Below are 25,364 nucleotides of genomic sequence, written 5' to 3' on the forward strand. Positions count from 1 at the left end.
AAAATCTAAACTTACATAAGGAGGCACTTTAATGTGTCCAGGGTACTTTTAAGTGCATAGGAGGGGGTAGGATTTGACATCTTCAATCACCAAAAAACAACCCGACATCACGCTGGCGGGTTGTGGCTATAGCAGAGTTCTCGACATTATTTCCAACAAGTGGACGGCGCTCGTCATTTACGCATTGGAGAATGGGCGCATCAGATACGGGGATATTTCAAGAAGAGTCGAGGGCATCTCCAAAAAAATGCTGACACAAACGGTACGAAAGCTGGAGCGGGATGGGCTAGTCCAACGCCATATTACACCAACAGTACCTGCTACTGTGGAATATTCGCTAACCCCTTTAGGCGAAACCTTACTTCTACCGATGAAAGAATTAAGACAGTGGGGCAGAACGAATTATTCGCATGTAGAAGAGGCAAGAGTCAATTATGATCTGAAATACAGTAAGTGAAGATTTGGATTGTGCTTATCATCGGCTTGTTGATCAGCTTTTCGAACTCGGCGGGGAATACATTTCAACAGCCACGTCAGATCGGCCTTTCCGAACAAGGCATTTGGATCATGGGAATCATCAAGGCAGCCCTGTAATCTTTCATTATACAAGCCAAACTCGAACTATACTGAACTTGAAAAATAAACATCAAAACGGAGTAGGCGGAATGGTGCTGTACAACCGAAGCGGTCGCTTTTGTCCCCGGATTTTTACCTAGTTATATGATTATTCAAGAAATCCGGGGGAGGTGGCGATAGGAAGCACCATTCGACTGCGTAGTGGCACGATAAGTAACTTTTAAGTTCAGCCCCTTTGATCGTTATTATTCCGCGTTCCACAGCTTGAGACGATTTTGGATCAGTCCGGTGTAGATTTCTTCAGCCTTCGGCACGCCTGCCTGATCCAGCTCTTGGAGCATGCGGTCATAGATAGCATCAAATTGATCGGGCTTGGCGAGTACAGCTTCGGGAATCCGTTTGCGCACAATGTCCTGCGACTTCTGATAAATGACATTGTAGTTTGTATTGGTCGGAACGGGCATGTTGTAGGCGGCGCCCCATTCTTTCACCGGAAAATCCTTTTCGTTCGGGAACAGGTCCTTCCACGTTCGAGCATTGTAGGCTTGCAGTGATTTTTTTTCGGCCCGGCTGTAATTTTCAGTAATCATCTCTGGATAGTTCGTCGTATAGTAGTTGCCGGAAGGGTCCTTGATGCCGTCACCGTAATGCGGCCCCCATATCCAGTACAAACCGATGCCCGACTCTCTCATAAAGGCGGAATTATCGGTGTTTTTACGTTGCTGCACATCGGGCGGAATAACCCGTTTGCCGTTCTCTACATTGTAATGCTGGCCTTCGATTCCCCAGTTGCGCAAAATCTGTCCTTCGTCGGAGGCCAGAAAATCCAGAAACTTGATGGCACGCACGGGATTTTTGCACGAGGTCGTAATTCCGATCCCGTATGCAGCATCAAAGCCGAGCGGCTGGAGGGAATGATCCTTGTATTTCTCGCTTAACGTAACCGGGAAATGCGCGTAGGTAAATTCATCCTTGCCCGACGCTTTGAGCGCGTTTTCGGCATCCTGATAGTTCCACTCCTGATCAATGAGTCCAATCACACGACCTGCGGCGATTTTGGACTTGTATTGATCGCTTTTTTGCACAAAAGTATCCTTATCCAGCAGTCCTTCGTTGTACATATGATTCAGCCAGCGAAAATATTCCCGTTCCTCCGGGCGTTTGTAGTGGAGAATGGCTTTACGCGTCTTGGGATCGATATAATACTCTCCATCGTCCGGTCCGCCTGTAGCGGTAACTGCCGGATTTGTTACGGTAATTTGAATTTTCCAATCTTCGGCATCCAGGGAGAGGGGGATGGTAGGTTGACCGTTAGTGGTGGGATATAGGGCTACATAGTCCTTGAGTGCTTTTTCAAAATCCTGAACTGTGCGAATTTTCGGATAGCCGAGCTTCTCCAGCGCCTGATGCTGGATTTCGAACCCGGCTTGTGCGTCAAATGCAATGTGATCTACGCCTAAATTTGTCGGAATGGTATAGATGGCGGGGTCGTCATGGCTATATTTAATACGGTTAAAATAGTCTCCGTACACTTTCTTGATATTGGGGCCGTATTTATCAATCAGGTCGGTTAAGTCAATGAGTGCCCCGGCATCGACCAGCTTACCGACATCGTTTTTGGGATAGACTAGGTCAGGATACTCTCCGCTGGCAGCCATCAAAGCAAACTTTTCCTCACTCCGGCCATTGACGGCATGTTCTCCGTTCAGTGTCACGCCCGTTTTTTTGATAATTTCCTGTCCAATTGCATCCTTCATGTTATTCCAGTTCGAGCTGGCGTCACCACCAAAAAAAGTAAGTGTAACAGGACTGGTATCATCGGGATTTTCATTTTCTGCCGTACCGCCTGTTCCGTTTGCGCAGCCCGTCGTGACGAGCAGCAACAAAGCCAAGAGAAGGATGGAGCCTTGTCGTACCGACCTGATCTTGAACATCTGCAAAATCCCCCTTTATAAGTATGATTTACATAATGTAAGTGCTTTCAATAGTAAATTGTAGAAAATACCGAACCTTACGTCAAGTCATTTATGTTGATTTGTTATGTGTTTGTTTTTTTATTATGCAAACATATTTTGGTGGATGGTGTGGATTTGTGCAAATCTATCGTTTGATGATCTCAAACAAAGTGTGCTACGATGATACCAGTTTATGGGTACACCCATGCAATTGGAAAGGCAGAGGCAAAAAAAGATTCCGAATAGGGTTGGGTGAGAAGATGCGTGGAAAAGTAACGTTGCAGGAAATTGCGGATGCGGCTGGTGTTTCAAAGTTCGCTGTTTCGCGTGCATTGTCCGGCAAGCCCGGAGTAAGTGAGGAAACGAGGGCAGTGTTGGTCAAGCTGGCTGCCCAGATGGGCTATTTTCGCAATCATCCAAAGACAACGGGGGTGGAACCTCGGGACACAGATGCCGGGGAATGGTCGGGAACTGTGCTGGTGTTATTTCCAAATATACGGCACCAGAATAGAGAATCCAGGTATTGGGGTCCTGTGTTTGAAGGCATTTCTGAGCGCTTGAATGGAAAAGGAATGAACATGCTGACGTTAACGGAGCCTTCAACAGAGGATATGTTTGCTTTGCTGAATCCAGAAGCGATCAGGGGCATTATTACGGTAGGGTCGATTTCTACTTCTATATTGCTGAATATTTATCGGATGAGCATTCCGGTCGTTATGGTGGATCATTGGGATGCTGCGTTTTTAAGCGATACGGTGTTTACAGATAACCGCACATGTATGTCTGAGCTCATGAGAAATGTGCTGTGCAGGGGCTATACCCGCTTTCAATTTGTTGGAAATATCGACGATGCTCATAGTTTCTCTGAACGTTGGGAAGCTTTTCGCTCCACACTGGAGCTTGGAGGAATAGGATTAAAGCAAAATAGAGCCTTGCTCCACATGGGTGCGCAGAAGCTTGCCGAGGAATTGGACAAGCTGACCGAGGATGAATTGCCGGAGATGTTTGTATGTGTGAATGATGTGACTGCCGGGCACGTGGTGGATGCGCTCAAACGAAAGGGAATTGACGTCCCGAGGCGCTGTGGAGTGACCGGTTTTGACGATACGAGCGAGCAGATGCCGATTTATGCTACGGTTAGAGTGGATAAGGAGCTTTTGGGCATGCGTGCGGTGGATCAATTGCTATGGCGCATAACCAACCCGGATTCCCCCGTCGAGAAAAAGCTTCTGCACGCGGAACTGGTCGTACGAGAGGGGTATGCGCCGCGGCTCAGTCAGGGTAAGGATGATCATGAACACCCGATAAGTACAATCACATATAGTTGATGTCCAGATATAGATAGGTAGTTCCATACACGCGGACTGATAAAAAAGTCGCTTTTTAGCCTTTTGGGGCGAGGGCGGCTTCTCTTTGTTGTTTTGCAATTTTTTTTGTCGCAAAAAACGATTTGACTATTTTGTTAGCTTAATGTTATTTTTGTTATGTTTATAGAGGAGTCCAGATGTTCCCAATCATCCTTATAGGGAGGCTTGCGACGATGTTCAATGTGACAGGGTTGGATAACTGGAGGTTTAGGAAAGCACCAGGTGATGAGTGGCTTAGCGCGAAAGTACCGGGATGTGTGCATACGGACCTTTTACGACATGGCAAAATTCCAGATCCTTTTATCGGAACGAACGAGGCGGAGGTACAATGGATTGACAAACAGGACTGGATATACGAAGCCTGTTTTGAAATGAATGTGGAACAGCTTCAGTGCCCGTGTGTAGAATTGGTGCTGGAGGGCTTGGATACGTATGCGGAGGTAAAAGTGAACGGGCACCCCGTTTTGTCGGCCAACAATATGTTTCGGATGTGGAGGAGGGATGTGAAGGCATGGGTTCAGCAGGGAGGGAATCGGCTGGAAATCAAGTTCCGTTCTCCGGTAGCTGAGGATCTGCCCAAGCTGGAGCAATTGGGTTACGCGCTTCCCGCGCCGAATGATCAGTCCGAAGCAGGTGGTTTGGCGGACAAAAAGGTAAGCGTTTTCGCACGTAAGGCTCCTTACCATTACGGTTGGGATTGGGGGCCGAGGCTGGTGACGAGCGGCATTTGGAGACAGGTACGGGTGGAGGCATGGTCTGGTCTGATCGTAAGAGACTTATTTATCCGGCAGGATGAAATCAGTGTAGACAGAGCCAGACTCACGGCTGTTGCAGAAATTGAAAATGCGGGTGAGATCAGAGAAGCCGATCTGCGTATTTCTGCTGACGGCAGGGAATGGCTGAAGCCTGTTCGTCTGTTGAAGGGAAGGCAAACGGTGGAGCTGGAGCTGTACATGGGGCAACCCAGGCTATGGTGGTGCCGGGGACTGGGAGAGCCGCATCTATATACGTTTGCAGCCGAGCTTGTGGAGCAGGATGAAGGAGCTGTAATCGCGGAAAAAACGGTGAAAACGGGCTTGCGTTCGATTCGTCTTGTGCGTGAACAGGATGCGGCGGGAGAGAGTTTTTATTTTGAACTGAACGGGGTTCCAGTGTTTGCGAAGGGAGCCAACCATATTCCGAATGACAGCTTTGCCCCTGAAGTGACACGGGAAAGGTATCGGCATGAGATTGCCAGCGCTGCGGCCTCTCATATGAATATGTTACGGGTCTGGGGCGGCGGTATTTATGAGGAAAATATATTTTACGAGCTGTGTGATGAATACGGTTTGTTGATATGGCAGGACTTTATGTTTGCGTGCAGCATGTACCCGGGCGATCCAGCTTTTTTGGACAATGTGTCTAAGGAAGCGGAGGACAACATCAAGCGTCTGCGTAATCATCCATGTATCGCGTTATGGTGCGGCAATAATGAGATTGATTCAGCTTGGGCGCATTATGAGGAGAACGGGGGCTGGGGCTGGAAAAAGGATTATTCGCCAGCGCAGCGAGAGTGCATGTGGTCTGATTATGAGACGCTCTTTCACGGGATTTTACCGGAAATGGTACACACCTGGTCCCCGCAGACGGCATATTGGCCCTCGTCTCCACTGATCGGCCTGTCTGGAGACCGAAATCAGCATGCTCATCCGTCTTCGACGGCGGGAGATGTTCATTACTGGGGCGTATGGCACGCATCTGAGCCTTTTGAGCATTACCATGTGCATGTGGGGCGCTTTATGAGTGAATATGGCTTTCAGTCCTTTCCCGAATACAGGTCCGTGCGTGCCTATGCGGAAGAGAACGATCTGGAACTGGAATCGGTAGTAATGCTGGCGCATCAGAAGAACGGGGCGGGCAATCGCCTGATTAAAGAATATATGGAGCGATACATGCGGGAGCCGAAGGATTTTAAAGCCTTTCTTCCCATGAGTCAGATTTTACAGGCGGAAGCGATGAAAATGGCCATTGAGGCGCATCGGCGTTGCAAGCCTTACTGTATGGGCACATTGTATTGGCAAATGAATGATTGCTGGCCCGTTGCCTCCTGGTCGAGCATGGATTATTTTGGTCGCTGGAAGGCGCTGCAATATACGGCTAAGCGCAGCTTTGCCGATGTGCTGCTGAGCGTGGCGGATACGGAGCAGGGGAATAAGGCGCTGCATATTGTCAACGATACGCTAAAGCCAGTTCAAGGCACGCTGCGGCTGACGCTTTTGCATATCCGGGGTAGCAAGGCCGTCCGTGAAGAGGACATTCAGGTAGAGCAGCAAGCTAATGCAGCTGGGCTGGTACATATACTGCCTGCCGACAAATGGCTGAATGGCCTGAACCCTGCAGAGCATATAGTGGTAGCAGGTCTGATACAAAACGGTGAGCAGGTGGCTTCCTGTGAAGTTTATTTTGCAGACACAAAAGAGATGGAGTTGCCGCAGCCGAATATTGAAGTAACAGAGGTACAGGGAAGTGGAGGAAGCAGCTTTAGCCTTTGCTCGGATGTACTGGCGAGGCATGTATGGCTGTCGGCGGAGCGGGAAGGCATTTTTAGCGACAATCATCTGGATTTGGCTCCCGGTATTCCTAAAACGGTGGGATTTTTGGCTCTGGGCAGAGGGAGCTCGGCTTTTGAGGCAGCTTCTCCAGGCAAACTGACGGTATGCTCGTTGGTAGATTGGATACAGGGATAGAAAATAAACAGCTCAGGTTTATCCGTACTTCATGTAGGCGAAGCGGATAAGCCTTTTTGCTATCTAAAGCATTTTATGATGATATGTAGAGCGTTTTCATTATGTTAATATATTTAACAAAAATCACTTGGAAGAGGTGTGTGACCGTATCGTCTTCAAGGGCTATGATGTAGCAATTGGTATCGAAACGGGTTCACGCTGCTATCAGATGCCTACCTTACAGGAGGCCAAGACGATCATAGACGATTTGAAGGACGCGCCCGTATATCTATGGTATGCATTGGACATGGCATGATCATGGACCGAATGGGATTGTACGATAATGCCAAGGAAGCCAATGAAATGATCGACTATATTCTCGGTGTCCACATTCATGAAACGATAGGGTTATCCGATCACTGGTGCCCTTATGTTCATGTCACCTATAACAAGCTGCTGAACGGAGATTTTCCGAGAGCTGATTATCTGAGCCGGATAGATGAAGCAGGGCATCACCAGCACATTTATCACAGCAGGCTGCATACGGATTTTGGCGCTCCAGTTGCTCGATATCGGCAGAAGGATACCAGCGCGACGCTCATCCGAGGTTTCATCGTTCCTGTCGTTGCGGCATGGAGATGCGCGTCTGCTGGCGGTTCAGGCAGCTTCCTATTTCTCGCCAGGCTTTGTGCCTATGCAGGAGTTGACTGTCCATGAAACCGGCTGGACGCTATTGGGTCAGCAGGTCAAGGGCTATTACGGGCCTGTTGCTGCCTCCGATCTGCCGCCTATCTCGCAGGAGGAGATCAGTCCGTGGTATCTGCTCCCGCATCACAAACGACCACTAACCCATGAACAGAAGCATGAAATCCGGGTGGATGTGTGGACGCTTCGTTTTCGTTCAGAAGGTCCGTTGGATTGCATGACACAGATTTTATTTGTTTTTGGGCGTGAGGGAAAATTCACTTGCGGGGAATATAAACTGGTTAATGGAGCGCTTCCATTGAGCTTGAAGCGATTGTGGTGTACACTGTCCAGAACAGGTGTAAATTGGAACGACAAAAGGCTGGACGGCTGTAAAGGAGGAAAAGACACACATGTATGCCCGTTTAAGATCGCTAAATTATCCTATAAAAGGGTATGTTTTTATCGTATTAGCTGTATGCTCAGTGATCAGCACTCTATGGATCATTAACGTGCAGCTGCCCTCGGGAGGACGCCCTTATCGCTTTATATGGTGGAATATGATGCTAGCCTGGATTCCCATGATCTTGACCTTGCTGCTGGACGTCATTCATTGTTCCTGGAGAAGGGGGACGAGGACGTTTTTGTTGTGGATCACGGGAGCGGTATGGCTCTTTTTTTATCCCAATACTCCGTATTTAATCACAGATTTGCTGCATGTATTTGCAAGATATCCATTTCTTGGGGAGCAGCGCTTCTGGGGAGAGCCGTATTTCTGGAATCATGTACTGGGGATGCTGTTGGTCGCTGTCCTTGGGTTGACGATGGGATTTGTATCCCTCGAATCTGTGCGACAACTGGTACAACGTGCACGCGGCGGGTTTGTAAGCTGGCTGTTTGTGCTGGCGGTACTGCTGCTCAGCAGCTTGGGCATTTATATTGGCCGTTTCTTTCGAGGGAACACGTGGGACATTATTTCTGCACCTTCCCAGTTGTATGCGCAGGTGTCCTCCATATGGGCTGATACCCTACAGCGTACTCATTTTGTAGAGTTTAGCGGGATGGTATTTGCTATTTTGTTCATTAGTTATGTGTCCACAATGTGCGTGGTTTGGATCGGCAATAGCCGTCGGGATGAATGGCGTAACTGGTGATTTCGATGCGACCGAGTGGCTGAGTAGCCGAGTAGCTTCATAAGATTGAATAGAGAGGGGGGATAGAGACAATGAACGGACACAACCGATCAGATATTCGCGCAGGGCTTCAGGTGGATATTGTGCTTAAAAAAGATCAGCCTACCGGAAAGTTGACGCGAGGAACGGTGAAGGACATTTTGACCAATTCTCCACGTCATCCGCATGGAATTAAAGTGCGTTTGGCAGACGGACAGGTTGGGCGTGTCAAGCATATCGTAGCTAATTAGAATAAAGCTGTAATGATAGTGGAGGGTGGTTATAGAATGCATGCTAAAGCATTTTCTAACCACCCTTTGATGTATCCTGAGATCCAGTTTCTGGGGCTATATATGCGTCATGGGACGGTTGTTGAGATGTATGGTTGCGGCATCCATGTAGCTATCCAGCAGCCGTTCGAAAATGCGATCCCACGTCTGTTCCATGCTGTAGGCTCTACCCGCAACAGACATAGAATCACGAAATGGTCTGTCTTTGTACAACAGGTGCACAGCTTCGGCAAAGGCAGCGGCATCTCCGGCAGGACACAACAAGCCCGTCTTCCCATGGATGAGATTATCCTTTACCCCGCCTTCATCGGCACCGACCACGGGTGTTCCGCTCGCCATGGCTTCCAGCACGACGTTGCCGAATGTTTCTGTAGTGGAGGGAAACAGGAATACATCCGCTGCGGCGTATAGCTCCGCTAATTCCTGCCCTTTCACAAAGCCAAGCCAATGGACTGCATGCTCTGGCACCCCCATGTCTGCCGCTGTTTTGGCCTTATACAGTGGACCGTCTCCTGCAATGACCAGCACAGATTCTGCCCGGACAACGTCCGGCAACTGGAGATAGGCATCCAGTAAGGTGTCTATTCCCTTCTCCAGTGCAAGTCTGCCAACATATAAAATAACGAATGCGTCTGCACGAATGCCCCATTTTTTCCATACTGCATAACGGTCCACTTTCGGTTGGAAACGTTGGGTATCAATGCCCCTGCCCCAGATTTCGAGCTGACTCATTCCTTTATTGCGCAATAGCTCCATGGTTGACCGAGAGGGTACGTATACTCTTTCACAATGTCTGTGAAACCAGAGCATGTATTTCCACAAGGCAGGTTCAAGCCAGCGAAGCTTGTAATATTCGAGGTATTTATCAAAGTGGGTATGATATGAGGCGACGAGTGGAACATGGTGTTTGGCTGCGTAGCTTGTTCCGTACAGGCCAAGGTTAAACGGGGTAGCGACATGAATCAGGTGCGGGGAAAAGGCGGTCAAACGGTCGTTAATCTGTTTGGCGTTGGGAATTGCAACTCTGCATTCCCGGTACAGCAAAAAAGGGATGCTCCGAAACCGTTCTACACCCGGCCCAGAGGGCAGATGATAGTCTGCCTCTGGTGCGAAGACAAGTGTAGATACCCCATGTTTCTCCAGATAGCCAATCCATCGTTCCAGTGTCAGGGCAGCGCCATTTACGTCAGGCGCATACGTGTCCGTAAATAATGCGACTCGAAGCATGCCTTCATTCCTCCTCCGCCATTCTCATTTATCCTATGACGTACCAAGGGAGTCCGCTTGGAGGCTCCGGCTTTTATTGTGCCATGATTTTGTTTACGGGCTTGCCGGGTTTTGTAAAAGCTGACCCGCGGACGGGCGGTTTTCTCGGAACATCCAATAGTAGACGAGGGAGGACAAAATATAAAACACACCTGTCATGCTGAACGTGATGGCATAGCCCCAGTAATTGCCGTAGGTCGTAATCAGATAGGCTTGTACAGGTCCCATGCCTGCGGTTCCTAGCATCCAGGTCGTCTGGAGAACCGAGTTGGCAATACCCCGGTTTTTATCCGATACACGTTCCACCAGAATGGCGGTTTGCAGCGGATTGGCGGCATTCATCAACGCTTGCCTGAACAGAAAGCTGATGGAAGCAATCCAGAGGACATTCGTGAAGCCGGTAATCAGGAGAAACGGGAGCGAGAGCAATTGGAAGCCAACGACAGCCTTGACCAGTCCGATTCGGCTGCTAAGTGTAGGCCCGATCAGCATGGAGAGGATCGTCATCAGCTGACCGAGAGCAATCAGCAAGCTCATCGCACTGAGCGATACGGAAAAGCGGTTCGTAAAATACAAATTGAGATACGGGATGACCAGACCTGAGCCCAACCCGAGAAAAAACTGGGCAAGCACAAATTGTCCGATGACCCGGGTATCCGAAGAAGCAGCAGGAGCAGGTGGTACTGGTAAAGCGGACGTGGATTCCGCCGTATTCGCTGATACCGGTTCAGGTGTCGATTTCGCAAGGGCCGCTTCTTCTTCGACGTGAGTTGCTTTTGTCATGAACAATAATGGTATAAAAGCGGTTAATGTTGCCGTTCCCCCGAGGAACAGAGCAACCCGCAGACTGGAGAGCTGTGTGATCCCCCACGTTTGCAGCCCATCTGCAAGCACACCCCCGCCAAAGCTCCCCATGACCTGTGCTGCGAGTACAAGAGCCGAGTAATAGCTGAATATTTTCAAGCGTTGGGCTTTGCTGATGCTTTCCGCTAAAAAGGGTACAGCCAGCACCTGAATAAAGGCGGCGAATACGCCCGAAACGACGGCGAAAACCAGCATACTGCTGCTGGTATCTGTAAAGGTACGGATGAGAAAGGCAACACCGCTGAATAACGCACCGATGACCAGCATGTGTTTGCGGCTCCTCCGATCCCCCAAAAAACCGACCGGAATAAACAGCAAGGCTGTAGCCAGTGCTTGCATGCTCACCACTCGGCCATTCATGTCATCCCCAAAGCCAAGCCCCTGGATATACAGGTTATACAGAACGGAAAACATTCCCGTACCCATCTGGTACAGCAGATTGGCGATAAAAAATAATTGGATATTACGCGGCCACTTTCGAGGCTCGTCTAACATTTTGTTAATCCATGGCACGATGCGATCCTCCTGTGACGTTGATGCAGATCAGTAAATTGTATTGATATGTATTCTAGCAGGATCTGTGCATTTCATAAACATTCCTTGGCTTCGATTTTTTTTGGGTAATAATAAAGCATGGACTTTACAATGAAATTTCATTATAGTAATTCGGTATGAATAAATTAGAAGGGTAAGCAGGAGGGATGGCTTTGGCTTTTGGAGCACGGGTGTTAAAAACGGGGATCGCAGTGACGCTCGCCCTTTTTCTGAGCATGCTTTTGAATACCCATTCGCCTGTGGGGGCAGCGATAGCCGCTATTTTTGCCATGCAACCGTCAATATACAGGTCGTGGCGTTATTTTCTGGATCAGCTCCAAACAAGCACATTAGGTGCAATCATGGCGTTGCTGGGCGGAATGGTATTTTCAAATGAACCGATTGCGGTCGGATTAGTATGTGTACTGGTACTAATGATATGTCTGAAAATAAATATGGCAGATACGGTAGGATTAACACTGGTAACCGTTGTTTCTGTCATGGAAGCCTCGGATGACTGGAAATTTGCCGTGACCCGTTTTGTGCTTACTTTAATAGGGATTGTTTCTGCTTTTGTTATTAATATTACGGTGTTTCCTCCGAAACCGAAAAGACAGTTTATCAATCAGATTCAAAGTGTATTTAACAGTATGTCCTTGCTGCTGCGCACCGCCATTTCCGATGAGATTAAGGAGTCTGTCTTTAAAGAGGAAAAAGGTAATCTGGAGGGAGCCATAAAATCGCTATCGGATAAATATCATTTGTTCGAGGAAGAGCAGAAGAAGCTCAAGCGCTCTCGGTTCAGTCAGACGAGACAGATGGTGGTATACAAGCAAATGCTCGGAAGTTTGCATAAAGGGTATGAGGTACTGGATGCGGTGGAAAGGCACTACTTCCAGTCTGTGCGACCGAAGGGAACGGATGCGTTTTTTGATGGTCATCTGGAACTGCTGATTCGGTTCCATGAACATGCGCTGCTGAAGTTTGAAGATAAGCTGAAACCGAACGAGGACGAAAGCGAAATGTTCCAGCATGCGAACGGTGAGTTTATGAAGCATGCGATTACCCGTTTTGACCACTGTCAGGAGGGGATGCTGAGACTCTCGATTGTGGCTGCTGCGATGTATGACTATGGTCATCAACTGGAGCGGTTGAGCAGACTGGCGGAACATATTCATCCTGTGGAAGAGAGCAAGTAGCGAATATATGAAAAAGCAAAAAGCGGCCGTGTTCATCTTACAGATGGACGACCGCTTTTTGCGTATATGAAAACATAAAAAAAGCCCGCTGGTTGCGAACAGGGGTTGAACTTGCTACAATAGAGGATGCTATGTTTATGGTAAAACCATGAATTTAAAGTCGTTAATTACACTTCTTATTACATTATAGCATGTTTCAAAGTGTAAGTCAATTTTCCCGGATCAGAGGGATGCCATGGGTATACCCAGGTCCATAATAGAGCATAGTTTAGCCCTGCGGTGGAGCAGGAGGAAACGGAACAGGAGTGATGTCAGTGACTACTGAGCAGCAATGGAACGAGGAACAACGGAGAGTAGAGGATGTGACTGCTGTCATTAGCGGGCGTATTCGGAAGCTGGAGACGGAGGTTGGCTCTGTACGTGGAGATGTCGTAGATATGCGTAAAGATTTTTGGGATGAGGTAACGATCAATTTCAGCGAGGCGGATGATGTGGGCGAGACCTCCACCAGCTTGCGTCAGCAATCCGAAATTTTGTCGGAAAGGGAGCGCAGGCACAAGCATTCCACTGAGGCGCTGGGCCGTCTGAAAAAGCTGCTGGAATCACCGTATTTTGCACGTATTGATTTCGCTGAGGAAGGACAGCCCGCAGAGCGTGTTTATCTGGGGATCGCCTCCCTGCTGGATCATCAGGACGAGGAATTTCTGGTCTATGACTGGCGTGCGCCTATTTCCAATCTGTATTACGATCATATGCCGGGTCCCGCTTCTTATAAGTCTCCAGCAGGGGAAATGGAAGGAGAACTGACGCTCAAGCGCCAATTCTCGATCCGAGGTGGACAGATTCGTTTTATGTTCGATACAGGGGTAACGATTGGAGACGAGCTGCTCCAGGCGGTGCTGAGCCGCAGCTCGGATGCTCAGATGAAAAGTATTGTGGCAACGATCCAAAGGGAGCAGAATCGCATTATTCGTGATGATCGAAGCCGTATGCTCATCGTACAGGGGGCGGCGGGAAGCGGCAAAACCTCTGCTGCGCTCCAGAGAGTAGCCTATTTGCTGTATAAGTACCGTGACCGCTTACGCGCGGATCAGGTAGTGCTATTTTCGCCCAATCCGATGTTTAACAGCTATGTTTCAACGGTACTTCCAGAATTAGGTGAAGAAAACATGCTCCAGGCAACGCTTCAGGAGTATTTGGAGCGTCGGCTGGGCCGGGAGTTTCAATTGGAAGACCCTTTTGAGCAGCTGGAATATGTATTGTCGGCATCTTCACAGCCGGGGTATGAGGCCAGAATGGAAGGCATCCGCTTTAAGTCTTCCAAGACGTTTTTGCAAGCCATTACCGGATATAAGGCGTATTTGGAGCAGGAGGGTATGCGTTTTAAACCGATCCGGTTTCAAGGGCGCGAGGTGGTTCCATTGGAGGAAATGGTGCATAAGTTTTATGGGTTTGATGCTTCGGTTCGGCTGGCGAATCGGCTGGAGCTGCTGAGGGACTGGATGCTCAAGGAACTGGCCCGTTTCGGTAAGGAGGAATGCTCCGCTCCATGGGTGGATCAGCAGATGGATCTGATGGAGCCGGAGGATTACCAGCGTGCTTATAATCGCATGCGGCGTAAATCCAAGAATAAGGGCCATACCTTCGACGATTTTACACGTGAACGGGAAATATTGGCGCGAATGGTGGTCAGTGATCGCTTGAAGCCTTTGCGTAAATGGATCAAAGCGCTTCGTTTTGTGGACACGACCCGCTTATACGGTGAGCTGTTTCAGAATGAGACGCTCCTGAGCCAACTGGCCGATCACGCCGAGCTGCCGGATAGCTGGAGCGAAATCAGCCGTCAAACGCTGGAACGGATGCAGGCCGGGGAACTGGCGTATGAGGACGTGACCCCCTTTTTATATCTGCGTGAGCTGATGTTGGGCTTCCGTTCCAATAGCCATATCCGTCATGTGTTTATTGATGAAGCACAGGACTATTCACCCTTCCAATTGGCTTTTTTCAAACGCTTGTTTCCACAGGCTAAAATGACCGCGCTGGGCGATTTTAATCAGGCGATCTATGCGCATGCTTCTGTGCTTCAGGATGCGGAGCCTCTCTATGAGCTGTATGGAGCGGAACAGACCGAGATGATTTCCCTGACACGCAGCTACCGCTCGACACAGGAAATTGTGGAGTTTACCCGGGGGATGGTGGCCGGGGGCGAGCATATTGTACCGTTTAACCGCAAGGGTGAGAAGCCTCGTGTTACGGAGGTACATTCGCATGAAACGCTGCATCGTCTGATCGTCGGGAACATCACGGAATTGCTGGCAGAAGGCTATGAATCCGTGGCAGTAATCTGCAAAAATGCTGGAGAAAGTGCAGCGGCTTTCGAAGCGCTCGAAGGGCAGTTGCCTGTGAAGCCAAGGCTGATCAAGAAGACAACTCCGGCTTTTGAAAAGGGAGTCCATATCATTCCGGCTTACCTGGCGAAAGGCGTAGAATTTGATGCGGTCCTGATCTATGACGGATCAGCGGAGCAATATCAGCGTGAAAGTGAGCGCAAGCTGTTCTACACTGCCTGTACACGGGCTATGCATTTGCTGCACATCTATACGATAGGCGAAATTACACCGTTCGTGAGTTCGCAGGAATCGGATACGTATACCTATAAGGTGGAAGAAAGTGATCCAGTTATGTAAGATTGGCATAATGGTGTGTATTCCAGTAACATAAGCAAATAAGTGAGGATTTTGCAAAAATCCTGAAGCAAAACAGGCAAGAAGCATAAACGGAGGTTACAAAACGTAATGGACATGAAGAGTGTATTTCAACGCCCGCCGCTGGCGGACTGTGTACCCGAGCTGGTAGCTACAGCCAGAGGGGAGCGCAAGGCATCGCTGGTTATCCGCGGAGGAACGCTGGTCAATGTGGTATCGGGCGAATTATTACCGGGAATGTCTATTGCTGTGCAGGGCTCCCGTATCGCATACGTCGGTCGGGACGTTAGCCATACCATCGGAGAAGACACAGTAATCATCGAAGCGGAAGGCCGCTATATGGCACCGGGATTACTGGACGGACATTGCCACATCGAAAGCACGCAGCTTACCGTAACGGAGTTTGCAAAAGCAGTGCTGCCGCTAGGCGTGACGGGAGGTTTTTTTGACCCGCATGAAATTTCCAATGTGCTCGGTCTGAAAGGGCTTCGCCTGATGCTTGATGAAGCACGTACGACACCGCTGGCTGCTTACTTGCAGGTGGCTTCTTGTGTTCCGTCCACAGGGCCGGAACTGGAAACGACAGGGGCCTCCTTTGGCCCTGCGGAAGTTGAGGAAGCCTTAAGCTGGGGCCCGGATATGATCGGGCTGGGCGAAGTCATGAATTTCCCGGGCGTCGTCTATGGAGACGATGTGATGATCGGGGAAATTCAGGCCACGCTGCGCGCGGGCAAGGTGGCGGACGGCCATTTTACATGGGCCTCCGACGATTGGCGGCTGCCGGTATATGCAGCCGCAGGGATTACGGGCGATCACGAATGTGTCACGCCCGAGGATGTAGCCGAGCGTATCCGGCTCGGCATGTATGCCAAAATGCGGCAGGGCTCCGCATGGCATGATGTGGCCGAGACCATCCGTGCCAGCACGGAAATGGGTCTCGACACGCGCCGCATGATGCTGGTGACGGATGACCGCAGCGCGGAATCCTTGCTCCATGAGGGTCAGATGGACTTCGTCGTCCGTCATGCTATTGCGCAGGGCGTCAAGCCCGTGACCGCGTTTCAGATGGCTACGCTGAATACGGCAGAGCGCTTCGGCGTAGCGCGGGATATCGGCTCGATCATTCCGGGGGCGATTGCCGATATTATTTTGCTCGATGGCCGTCTGGCCGAAGTGAACGTGACCGCTACAATTGCGGCGGGTCAACTGGTGGCCGAGCACGGCCAAATGGTCGCCGATTGGGATGGCTTCGCTTATCCGGCGGAAGTGATGGACACGGTCCGTCTGGGACGCGACCTGAGTGCTGCGGATTTCCGCATTGCGGCTCCCGTACAGGAGGGAGACGTGCCTGTACGTGTCATTCGTGTCACGGAAAATCATGTGGACACGAAGGAAGTGCGGATGACCGTTCCGGTCCGGGGTGGTGAGGTCACGGCAGATCCCGCGCAGGATCTGTGCAAAATAGCCGTCTTCGAGCGGCATCATGCCAGTGGCAGCCACGCGGTGGCACTCGTGACGGGCGTCGGTTTCACCGAGCCAGCCGCCATTGCCATGACCGTGGCGCATGACAGCCACAACCTGCTCGTCATTGGCAACGATGACGAGTTGATGATCCAGGCGGCGAAGCAGGCCGTGGCTATGCGCGGCGGCGTGGTGGTCGTGTCCGCCTCGGGCGAAACACGCTTCCCGCTGCCTATCGCCGGGCTGATGTCTCCTGCGCCGTTTGCAGAGGTGGCTGCGCAGTCCGAGAGCATCAGCCGGGCACTTCAGCAATCCGGCTGTGTGCTGAACAACGCGCTGATGACATTGTCGCTGCTGGCGCTGGTCGTTATCCCTGAAATCCGCCTGTCGGATCAGGGACTTGTTGTGATCGGAGCAGACGGTATCCGCAAGGTATCGCTCTTCGTGGAAGAGGATACTGCGGAAGCCTGATAGGCTAGTAGCCCCTGTTTACTGCATTTAATATCAAAAATTTTCCTTCCAAGCAGGAATACGGGGAGCAATGAGCATATGCATCAGTATTATCGTTCATTAGAGCAGATGGTTTATCAGGCCTCGATTATAGAGCAGGATTGGAACAGATTTGTAGAACGAACCCATGTGAAGCATGTGCAACAGGGAACGTATCTGATCGAAACGGGTGAACCCGTGAATCATGCCTATTTTTGCTCAGAGGGATTATTCCGTTTATTCTACACTTTAGCAGATGGCAGGGAGTATAATGTTGGCTTTTCGCCAGCAGATGATTACGTAACCTCTTACGGAGCTATGGTCCAAGGAGAGCCGTCGACCTTTACCATTGAGGCTATGGAGGATTCGATAGTCATTGAAATCCCCTATGACGTACTGAAGGAGCTTATGGATACAAGCCATATGTGGGAAAGATTCGTACGCAAGAGTGTAGAGAGACTATACATTCGAAAAGAGGAACGGGAACGCGAATTACTGTATCTTTCCGCCAAGGAACGTTACCAAGCCTTTCTGCTCAAGTATCCCGGATTGGATAAACGAATTGCCCAGTATCATATCGCCTCGTACATCGGTGTATCCCCCGTTTCGCTTAGCCGATTGCTCCGCAGCGATCCGCATTAACATAGGTTAATGCAGCTTGGAGGACAAGCAGCATACAATAACGTTAGTCCATTCGAGCTTTATAAAAAAGGGGATAGGCATATGCGGTATATGATGATTGTAATGTTGGAATTTTATCCTTCCTGGCTGGCTTTGCCTCGGGAAGAGCGTCGAAAACATGCGGCATCCTTGCAGGAGAGCATTCAAAAATATAGCGAGCATGTTCAAGTTCGTTTTTTTGATGCAGAGGCGCTTCCCGGCAAGGATTACACTGATTTCGTCGTATGCGAAACGGAGGATATGAGACAGTATCATTATATGTGGGAAGAAATTCGGGACTCGGAGCCATACACCAAGGGGTATATGAAGATAAAAGATGTGGTCATGGGCATGGAAAATGCATTTCAGTCCTATGAGTCAGAAATACTACAGATGGAAAAATAACATGGATACCCATGCAAAAGAAGGCGGATTCTTGAGCTGTTCATATTCAGCTTAGGAATTCGCCTCTTTCTTTTTGCCATCATTCAGCTTATATCTGTGACCAAGGGGGCTGCTGCAAGCATCTGCTCGGCTTCGTGCTGCTTGCGATATTGTGAAGGGGGCATGCCGTTCCATTTTTTAAAGGTTGCGATAAAATAACTCAGATTGTCAAAGCCAACCTCCAGCGCAATATCGACCACTTTGCGGTCACTTTGCTCCAGCAGTCTGCAAGCCTTCTGAACCCGGTGGTAATTGATGTATTCGACCGGGCTTTTTTGCACCATTTGCTTGAAGAAACGGCAAAAGTGTCCCTCGCTCATACGAATCTCATCCGCGATATCCCGCAAACGAATGGGCTCATGAGCATGATTGTTGATATACGCCAGCGCTTTTTTGATCCGTTCGACCTTGCTGCGTTGACCTGCCATAATCACATCCTCTCCGTTAGCCGGGGTCATATGAGGATACATGCTGGCGATGATGCCATAGAGCTGTGCCTTGGTCGCCAGCTCACGGGCAGGTGCATTCTGCTCATGGCTGGTAATGATGCGGCGTAGCGAGGTCAGCACCTCCTGTTCCCAGGGCAGGACCCCGCGAATGTGAGGGGGAACGACGAGCTTTTTGCTGATAAAGGGGTCGATAAACTGCTCCTGCACCGTATCCTGTGTCCGGCTGTGCAGCAGATCGGGATGAAACACCACAGCAGAGAATACGCAGCTTGGAGCATTTTTTAAATATCCGGCGTGAAGCTCTCCGCTGTTGACAAAAAGAGCCTCACCTTCACTGACCTCGGTGTATTCCATATCCGTCTGAAAGACGGCGCTACCCTGCTCCACGACGATAAACTCCATTTCCTCATGCCAATGAGACTCCAGCACGCTGTTTCCGTTCAACTGCTCTACGCTCGGATACACGCTGACCGGATACATAGGGTTACCATGAATGCGGTTTTCCCGCAACATTTCCCGATTCATTTCACCCGCTCCCCTCCTGATTTTTGTTTTGTATAGAAAATATCAAAATATTGATACAATACGTCAAAATAAAAGAAGTAAACCCTTACATAAATCAATATTATTATAGTAAGGATTTCGAAAAAATCCAACCAGTGATTTTATCTGGGTTCAACAATATATAGATCGAAACGGAGGAAATAAACAGATGAAATTTACAGATGGCTATTGGATGATCCGCAAAGGCTATGAGATCCAAAACCCTGCCGAAATCCGTGATATTGTGACGGAAGATGCTTCCATGACGGTATATGCGGCGACCCACCGGATTGAGCATAAAGGAGACACCCTGAACGGGGCGTTGCTGAAAGCGACCTATAGCTCGCCGATGCCGAATGTCATTCGGGTACGCTTTAACCACCACAAGGGGCGGGTGCATCATGGACCGGATTTTGAAATTCGCACCTTGCCAACAGAGGTGGATATTACGGTAGGTGAGGACACAGCGGTTCTGAAAAGCGGCAATCTGAGTGTGCGCGTCGGCCGTGGAAAGAGCTGGGACGTAGGTTTTTATGTGGAGGATCGTAAAATCACGGGTAGCGGACATCGTGGGCCAGGATACATTACAGACCCGCAGGCTCAGCCTTTTTTCCGGGAGCAGCTGGAGTTGGGAATCGGGGAGTACATATACGGCCTCGGGGAACGCTTCACTCCATTTGTGAAAAATGGGCAGGTGGTCGATATCTGGAATGAGGACGGCGGCACGAGCAGTGAGCAGGCGTACAAAAACATTCCATTTTACCTTTCTAATAAAGGGTATGGTGTGTTTGTCAATCATCCGGAAAAGGTATCGTATGAAATTGCATCGGAAAATGTCTCGAAGGTGCAGTTTAGCGTCTCCGGCGAATCGTTAGAGTATTTTATAATTGGCGGAGCTAACCCTAAAGAAGTGCTGGACAATTACACCAAGCTGACGGGCAAGCCCGCGTTACCACCAGCCTGGACCTTTGGTTTGTGGCTGACGACCTCGTTTACGACCGATTATGATGAAGCGACGGTGAATCATTTTGTGGACGGGATGGCTGAGCGTGATTTGCCGCTCTCTGTATTCCATTTTGACTGCTTCTGGATGAAGGAATACCAATGGTGCGATTTCCAATGGGATCAAGATATGTTCCCGGATCCGGAAGGTATGCTACAGCGTTTGAAAGCGAAGGGACTCAAAATTTGCGCATGGATTAACCCGTATATTGCGGAAAAATCCATTTTGTTCGATGAAGGCATGGAGAACGGGTATCTGGTCAAAACCGCCGATGGCGGCGTGTGGCAATGGGATATGTGGCAGGCGGGTATGGGGCTGGTTGACTTTACCAATCCAGCTGCGGTGGCCTGGTATCAGGATAAGCTGAAGGTGCTGGTGGATCAAGGTGTGGACTGTTTTAAAACTGATTTTGGCGAGCGGATTCCTACGAATGTGGTGTATCATGACGGCTCTGATCCGGTGAAAATGCACAATTATTACACGCATTTGTACAACAAGGCTGTATTTGACGTGCTGGAGGAAAAACTGGGTAAAAATGAAGCGGCGTTATTCGCACGTTCCGCTACGGCGGGGGGACAGCAGTTCCCGGTTCACTGGGGCGGTGACTGCTCATCGACATATGAGTCGATGGCGGAATCACTGCGGGGCGGCTTATCGCTTGGCTTGAGCGGCTTTGGCTTCTGGAGCCATGATATTAGCGGCTTTGAATTAACGGCTGCGCCGGACGTGTACAAACGGTGGGTACAATTTGGACTATTGTCCTCCCACAGTCGTCTGCACGGAAATGAATCATACCGTGTACCTTGGCTGTTCGATGAAGAATCGGTGGATGTGGTACGCAGCTTTACGAAGCTCAAATGTTCATTAATGCCGTATCTGTATCCGTCCGCTGTGGAATCCTCGGTGAAGGGTCTGCCGATGATGCGTGCTATGGTGCTGGAATTTCCGCAAGACCCGAGCTGTGCAACGCTGGATCTGCAATACATGCTGGGCGATTCCATTTTGGTGGCCCCGATCTTTAATAAGGAAGGCAACGTACAGTATTACGTACCGGAGGGCCAGTGGACGAATCTGTTGACGAATGAAACCGTGTCGGGTGGTCGCTGGGTTAACGAGCATCACGATTTTACAACCCTGCCCGTGCTGGTGAAGCCGAACACGCTGCTGGCGATCGGTCATGAGGACAGCCGTCCGGATTATGATTATGCAGAACAAGTGGCTTTTCACTTGTTCGAGCTGGGTGAAGGGCAGCAGGCTCGGACGGTTATCGTGAACACTTCTGGTGAAGAAGAGCTAACCGTTACTGTCAGTCGCAAGGCTGCTGTGATTACGGTGAAGGCAGAGGGTGCGGTTAAACCATGGTCACTGGTTCTGCGGGGTATTCACGAGGCTATTCAGGTCGAGGATGGCAGCATTCAAACGGGAGAGCAGGGTGTGATCATTACACCAGCCTCAAGCGGACAGCAGGAGCTTGTCATTCACTTGGGATAGATCATGTACACTCGCTCACAAGTAAAATTCGTCATTCTATAGTGTAGCAATGTATTGCAAAAAGGGGCTTGCCTGATCAAACGGGCAGGCCCTTTTTTGCTTTGGAGTCGTAATGGAAATTTTCAACGTAGGTTTCAATTTTTGTTTACCCTTGCTGAACAAGCATCGGTACGATGAACTGCCTGAATATGTCCACAGGAGTCCGCTTCTTTTTGAACTTGTCAGCAGTAACAATAACCACCATGTCATAAGAGGGTACGACAACAATGTATTGACCGCCAAAGCCGAGCGCGTAATAATAATCCGTTTCAGTGCTTTTCTCCGTTTCGTCTGAAAAGGAAGAAGCCCACCAGTGCCAGCCGTAAAAGGCTTTTTGGGGTTTGGCCGTAGGAAGGAGCGCACGAGTGGACTGCCGGATTGTCTCTGCCTGGATGAACTGACGGCCTTCCCGGCTTCCTTCGTTTAGGTAAAGCAGGCCAAATTGGAGCATGTCCATGGGTTTGAGATGCAGCCCAAAGCCACCCGTATGAGTGCCGTGAGGATCGGTTTCCCAGTGGTAGCTTTCAATACCCAGCGGTTGGAATAACTGCTGCTCGGCAAATTCAGCTACCGCTTGTCCAGAAGCTTGACGCAAAATGGTAGCCAGAAGCTGAGAACAGCCGGAGTTGTACTCCATTCGGGTACCTGGTACATCAGCGAGCGGCTGCGACAGCACAAATTGCACCCAGTCTGATGTTTTGCTCATCGTCGGAAATGAATTTTGCCCGCCAAATTCAGTCCAGTTAAAGCCCGCGGACATTGTTAACAGATGTTCAATCGTAATATCACGCTTTCGTATATCACTGTCCTTGGCAATCTGGGGAAAAAATTCGAGGATCGGTGTGGCTGGTTGCGGTACGATTTGCTGATCCATGGCGATGCTGACTAATGCGGCAAGCACGCTTTTGGTGCAGGAATTTATTTTATAGAGTTCATTCGCAAATTGAGGTTCACGATAGTATTCCAATGCCATGCTCCCCTGCTGGAAGATCAGGCAGCTACGGATTTCCAGCTCGGTCAGCCCGCAAACAAGCGGTGTAAGTTCCAGACTACTCAAGTAAGTCCCTCCTTGACATTTAAAGTACATAAATAAATAGTATATCATTTTTAAAGATCACCAATCTGACAAATCTCATGATCATCTAATAAGAGATGAATATAAGGAAGGCGTTACTTTTTTTTGTGTTATTTCAGAAAAGAACATATTAATTCACCATATTGTCACAATAATTTGAAAAAACTATACACTTTTCTTGTTTCGTTCAAAAACTTCAGCGAATTAAACGATATATAGTAAGTTGACATTATATTCAGACATAACTGGGGGACCGATTCATGAATTTAACGATTAAGGCTAAAATGATTCTTAGTGCGCTGCTTATTCCAGGTGTAATTGCAGCTATGCTGCTGACAAACTACATTCTGAGCGTACAAAATGAGAATAAATACAAGGATGTTGTGAATCGTGAAGAGACCATTGTATATAATTCAAAGTCTCTTCAGTTTTTATTAAACGGGATATCTAATGACGAGCGAGGATACTTGCTAACTCGGGATGAACAATATGGAAAAGGAATTGAAAGCAAGCAGAGCGAAATTGTGAAGCTGCTTCAGCAAACGGAAGCTTTGCTCGATCTGAATGCAGGAGATATGAAGAAAACGATGGATGATTTGAAAATGGGAATCAACTCCTATTTCAACCGCGTTCATGGATTACTGAATACAGCGGGTTACCGGAGTACGAGCGATATGTTCCCACCGTTTTCGGATTTACTCGATACCTATGAAAATGAACGGGTTCAACGGAAACAGCTTGATGTGAAAATGATGGCGTTCGTTAAATCTCAGGAGGACATAGTAGCGGCGAAAGTACAACAAGCCCACCAAACCATGACCAACACGATCTGGATTACGAGCATTCTGGGCTGTCTTATTATCATTTACAGTATTGCACAATCGATCATTTTGATTCGCTCCATCCGGCCGTTGTACCATATGAATGAACAGTTGCTGGAGATGTCAGCGGGCGGCGGAGATTTACGTAGTCAACTCGATATTACGTCCAGGGACGAGATTGGCATGATTGCCAGCTCGTACAACAAGCTGATCGCGGGCTTTCGCAATATTATTGTAGATGCCCAGGACACGGCGCGTACCTTAACTGTGACTGCCGAGCGGGTAAGCCTGAGCACTGAAGAAATGAATCAGGCCAATCGTCATACTTCCGGTGTGATGGAAGAGCTAGCGACTGGCATGGAGCATCAGGTCGATGACATCACACAGGCCACAGATGCAGTAAAAGAGCTTGCTCATGGACTGGAGCATATTGCGGTGACGAGCCAGCAGGTGTACAAGCTGTCGGATTCGGCTGCTAAGGACGCAGTAGCAGGAGAACAATCCATCGGTCAAGCGATGAGACAGATGGAAAAGGTAAGCGAAAGTGTAGACAGCTCTGCTCGTGCTGTACGTATGCTTAGTGAACAGGCTGAACAGATCGGAATGATCGGTTCAGTCATTACCGGCATTGCCAAGCAGACCGGGATGCTGGCGCTGAACGCGTCAATTGAAGCCGCCAGAGCAGGAGAACAGGGCAAAGGATTTGCTGTCGTAGCATCTGAGGTAAGAAGGCTGTCTGATCAGGTATCCGTCTCAGCAGCGGAAATTACACAATTTGTGCAGCATATTCAGGACCATGTTGGTCATGTCGCATCAACCATGCAAGCCGGAACAGTTGAAGTGCAGTCAGGTGTGAAGATCATGGAATCGGTCGAAACGGCATTTCGCCAGATTGGCAGCTCCATTCAACAGGTCAGCGAACAGATTCACAGTGTAAATCGGTCTGTGGAACAGATGTCCACCGGATCGGGGCAAATGGTGGGAGCCGTGGAGCGTATCCGTGAAGTAGCAGAACAGTCCGCTGGCGGAACCCAGAGCGTCAGCGCAGCGGCTGAGGAGCAGCTTGCTTCCATGGAGGATATCGCGTCATCCATTCATACGCTGGCTGAAATGTCGAAATTGCTGAATGCAAGCGTTGGAGGATTTAAGGTGTAGCTGTATAAATCCGCACTATTGTAAACACAATAACATTTGTTGAACCATTTTGGACAGCTATGTTATTACTTTTGCAAAGGTGGTAACGGGATGCAACAAAATAAAGGGAATCTGCTTGCACTAGGTTCCATCCCGCTGATGATGACGCTAGGCAATTCCATGCTGATTCCTGTTTTGCCGGAAATCGGACGTAAGCTACATGTCAGCTCCTTTCGCATTAGCATGTTGATTACGGTATATGCGGTAGTAGCCATTTTGCTGATTCCAATCGCGGGATATCTCTCCGACCGATTTGGTCGCAAGGCGGTGATTGTACCCTGCCTGATCCTGACAGTGATTGGCGGGGGAATTTCTGCGGTGGGGGCATGGCTGCTTCATGATCAGCCAGCATACTGGACCATTATTGGGGGACGGTTG

At 49.3% G+C, this 25,364-nt stretch carries 19 protein-coding genes and 1 pseudogene; 15 read left to right on the forward strand and 5 right to left on the reverse strand.

Features of this window, described 5'->3' with window-relative positions:
- The first annotated feature begins 73 nt into the window (after window positions 1-73).
- Window positions 74-457: a winged helix-turn-helix transcriptional regulator gene (locus tag C1I60_RS15900; RefSeq protein WP_137062618.1), complete on the forward strand. Its 384-nt coding sequence runs from the start codon at window positions 74-76 to the stop codon at window positions 455-457.
- Window positions 458-821: 364 nt separating this feature from the next.
- On the opposite strand, the gene C1I60_RS15910 is transcribed toward C1I60_RS15900, so the two are convergent.
- Complete coding sequence (locus C1I60_RS15910) at window positions 822-2,510, reverse strand: ABC transporter substrate-binding protein (RefSeq protein WP_137062619.1); 1,689 nt, start codon at window positions 2,508-2,510, stop codon at window positions 822-824.
- A gap of 281 nt (window positions 2,511-2,791) precedes the next feature.
- On the opposite strand from C1I60_RS15910, the gene C1I60_RS15915 reads away from it, so the two are divergent.
- The 6 genes and pseudogenes from C1I60_RS15915 to C1I60_RS15940 all read left to right on the forward strand — a co-directional run bounded on the left by C1I60_RS15915 (window position 2,792) and on the right by C1I60_RS15940 (window position 8,710).
- Window positions 2,792-3,859, forward strand: a complete 1,068-nt coding sequence (locus tag C1I60_RS15915) for a LacI family DNA-binding transcriptional regulator (RefSeq protein WP_137062620.1) — start codon at window positions 2,792-2,794, stop codon at window positions 3,857-3,859.
- Between the two features lie 212 nt (window positions 3,860-4,071).
- Window positions 4,072-6,624: a beta-mannosidase gene (locus C1I60_RS15920; RefSeq protein ID WP_137062621.1), complete on the forward strand. Its 2,553-nt coding sequence runs from the start codon at window positions 4,072-4,074 to the stop codon at window positions 6,622-6,624.
- 124 nt (window positions 6,625-6,748) lie between these two features.
- Window positions 6,749-7,041: pseudogene (locus C1I60_RS15925) on the forward strand (sugar phosphate isomerase/epimerase); the annotation flags it as partial.
- Between the two features lie 187 nt (window positions 7,042-7,228).
- Window positions 7,229-7,798 carry a hypothetical protein gene (locus C1I60_RS25715; RefSeq protein ID WP_252361756.1) on the forward strand — a complete coding sequence of 190 codons (570 nt, stop codon included), beginning with the start codon at window positions 7,229-7,231 and terminating at the stop codon, window positions 7,796-7,798.
- A complete protein-coding gene (locus C1I60_RS15935) occupies window positions 7,701-8,441 on the forward strand; it encodes a DUF1361 domain-containing protein (RefSeq protein ID WP_137062622.1) in 741 nt (246 codons plus the stop codon). Before C1I60_RS25715 ends, C1I60_RS15935 begins: the two co-directional genes overlap by 98 nt.
- A gap of 71 nt (window positions 8,442-8,512) precedes the next feature.
- On the forward strand, window positions 8,513-8,710 hold the full coding sequence (locus C1I60_RS15940) for a YwbE family protein (RefSeq protein WP_137062623.1): 198 nt from the start codon (window positions 8,513-8,515) through the stop codon (window positions 8,708-8,710).
- 96 nt (window positions 8,711-8,806) lie between these two features.
- On the opposite strand, the gene C1I60_RS15945 is transcribed toward C1I60_RS15940, so the two are convergent.
- Together C1I60_RS15945 and C1I60_RS15950 are read right to left on the reverse strand one after the other, a co-directional pair.
- Window positions 8,807-9,976 carry a glycosyltransferase family 4 protein gene (locus C1I60_RS15945; protein ID WP_137062624.1) on the reverse strand — a complete coding sequence of 390 codons (1,170 nt, stop codon included), beginning with the start codon at window positions 9,974-9,976 and terminating at the stop codon, window positions 8,807-8,809.
- Window positions 9,977-10,069: 93 nt separating this feature from the next.
- The gene (locus C1I60_RS15950) at window positions 10,070-11,392 is read right to left on the reverse strand and encodes an MFS transporter (protein WP_434784400.1); all 1,323 of its coding nucleotides are present in this window, start codon (window positions 11,390-11,392) and stop codon (window positions 10,070-10,072) included.
- A gap of 188 nt (window positions 11,393-11,580) precedes the next feature.
- Here C1I60_RS15950 and C1I60_RS15955 point away from each other — a divergent pair, with 188 nt between their 5' ends.
- The 5 genes from C1I60_RS15955 (at window position 11,581) to C1I60_RS15975 (ending at window position 18,332) form a co-directional block, all read left to right on the forward strand.
- Complete coding sequence (locus tag C1I60_RS15955) at window positions 11,581-12,612, forward strand: FUSC family protein (protein WP_170970828.1); 1,032 nt, start codon at window positions 11,581-11,583, stop codon at window positions 12,610-12,612.
- A 308-nt stretch (window positions 12,613-12,920) separates the two neighbouring features.
- Entirely contained in the window at window positions 12,921-15,299 is a 2,379-nt protein-coding gene (helD, locus tag C1I60_RS15960; protein WP_252361752.1) for an RNA polymerase recycling motor HelD, read from the forward strand.
- Window positions 15,300-15,407: 108 nt separating this feature from the next.
- A complete protein-coding gene (locus C1I60_RS15965) occupies window positions 15,408-17,249 on the forward strand; it encodes an adenine deaminase (RefSeq protein WP_137062626.1) in 1,842 nt (613 codons plus the stop codon).
- 78 nt (window positions 17,250-17,327) lie between these two features.
- Window positions 17,328-17,909: a Crp/Fnr family transcriptional regulator gene (locus tag C1I60_RS15970; RefSeq protein ID WP_137062627.1), complete on the forward strand. Its 582-nt coding sequence runs from the start codon at window positions 17,328-17,330 to the stop codon at window positions 17,907-17,909.
- An 81-nt stretch (window positions 17,910-17,990) separates the two neighbouring features.
- Window positions 17,991-18,332 (forward strand): darcynin family protein, encoded by a 342-nt coding sequence (locus C1I60_RS15975; RefSeq protein ID WP_137062628.1) that lies wholly within the window; start codon window positions 17,991-17,993, stop codon window positions 18,330-18,332.
- Between the two features lie 83 nt (window positions 18,333-18,415).
- On the opposite strand, the gene C1I60_RS15980 is transcribed toward C1I60_RS15975, so the two are convergent.
- Entirely contained in the window at window positions 18,416-19,345 is a 930-nt protein-coding gene (locus C1I60_RS15980; RefSeq protein ID WP_137062629.1) for an AraC family transcriptional regulator, read from the reverse strand.
- Window positions 19,346-19,532: 187 nt separating this feature from the next.
- On the opposite strand from C1I60_RS15980, the gene yicI reads away from it, so the two are divergent.
- Window positions 19,533-21,857: an alpha-xylosidase gene (gene yicI, locus C1I60_RS15985; RefSeq protein ID WP_137062630.1), complete on the forward strand. Its 2,325-nt coding sequence runs from the start codon at window positions 19,533-19,535 to the stop codon at window positions 21,855-21,857.
- A gap of 145 nt (window positions 21,858-22,002) precedes the next feature.
- On the opposite strand, the gene C1I60_RS15990 is transcribed toward yicI, so the two are convergent.
- Window positions 22,003-22,953, reverse strand: coding sequence for a serine hydrolase domain-containing protein (locus C1I60_RS15990; RefSeq protein ID WP_137062631.1), 951 nt, complete (start codon window positions 22,951-22,953; stop codon window positions 22,003-22,005).
- 278 nt (window positions 22,954-23,231) lie between these two features.
- On the opposite strand from C1I60_RS15990, the gene C1I60_RS15995 reads away from it, so the two are divergent.
- Together C1I60_RS15995 and C1I60_RS25720 are read left to right on the forward strand one after the other, a co-directional pair.
- The gene (locus C1I60_RS15995) at window positions 23,232-24,947 is read left to right on the forward strand and encodes a methyl-accepting chemotaxis protein (RefSeq protein WP_137062632.1); all 1,716 of its coding nucleotides are present in this window, start codon (window positions 23,232-23,234) and stop codon (window positions 24,945-24,947) included.
- Between the two features lie 90 nt (window positions 24,948-25,037).
- Window positions 25,038-25,364, forward strand: a 327-nt coding sequence (locus C1I60_RS25720) for an MFS transporter (protein ID WP_252361740.1), incomplete at its 3' end; no start/stop codon positions are given.

Origin of the sequence: Paenibacillus terrae (genome assembly GCF_005217525.1) — a bacterium.
GTDB classification, from domain to species: domain Bacteria; phylum Bacillota; class Bacilli; order Paenibacillales; family Paenibacillaceae; genus Paenibacillus; species Paenibacillus terrae_C.

Excerpts from the sequence above, each read along its gene's own strand:
- C1I60_RS15910 (WP_137062619.1), bottom strand. The coding sequence starts at position 2,510 with ATGTTCAAGATCAGGTCGGTACGACAAGGCTCCATCCTTCTCTTGGCT.
- C1I60_RS15915 (WP_137062620.1), top strand. The coding sequence starts at position 2,792 with ATGCGTGGAAAAGTAACGTTGCAGGAAATTGCGGATGCGGCTGGTGTT.
- C1I60_RS15920 (WP_137062621.1), top strand. The coding sequence starts at position 4,072 with ATGTTCAATGTGACAGGGTTGGATAACTGGAGGTTTAGGAAAGCACCA.
- C1I60_RS15935 (WP_137062622.1), top strand. The coding sequence starts at position 7,701 with ATGTATGCCCGTTTAAGATCGCTAAATTATCCTATAAAAGGGTATGTT.
- C1I60_RS15940 (WP_137062623.1), top strand. The coding sequence starts at position 8,513 with ATGAACGGACACAACCGATCAGATATTCGCGCAGGGCTTCAGGTGGAT.
- C1I60_RS15945 (WP_137062624.1), bottom strand. The coding sequence starts at position 9,976 with ATGCTTCGAGTCGCATTATTTACGGACACGTATGCGCCTGACGTAAAT.
- C1I60_RS15955 (WP_170970828.1), top strand. The coding sequence starts at position 11,581 with ATGGCTTTGGCTTTTGGAGCACGGGTGTTAAAAACGGGGATCGCAGTG.
- helD (WP_252361752.1), top strand. The coding sequence starts at position 12,921 with ATGTCAGTGACTACTGAGCAGCAATGGAACGAGGAACAACGGAGAGTA.
- C1I60_RS15965 (WP_137062626.1), top strand. The coding sequence starts at position 15,408 with ATGGACATGAAGAGTGTATTTCAACGCCCGCCGCTGGCGGACTGTGTA.
- C1I60_RS15970 (WP_137062627.1), top strand. The coding sequence starts at position 17,328 with ATGCATCAGTATTATCGTTCATTAGAGCAGATGGTTTATCAGGCCTCG.
- C1I60_RS15975 (WP_137062628.1), top strand. The coding sequence starts at position 17,991 with ATGCGGTATATGATGATTGTAATGTTGGAATTTTATCCTTCCTGGCTG.
- C1I60_RS15980 (WP_137062629.1), bottom strand. The coding sequence starts at position 19,345 with ATGAATCGGGAAATGTTGCGGGAAAACCGCATTCATGGTAACCCTATG.
- yicI (WP_137062630.1), top strand. The coding sequence starts at position 19,533 with ATGAAATTTACAGATGGCTATTGGATGATCCGCAAAGGCTATGAGATC.
- C1I60_RS15995 (WP_137062632.1), top strand. The coding sequence starts at position 23,232 with ATGAATTTAACGATTAAGGCTAAAATGATTCTTAGTGCGCTGCTTATT.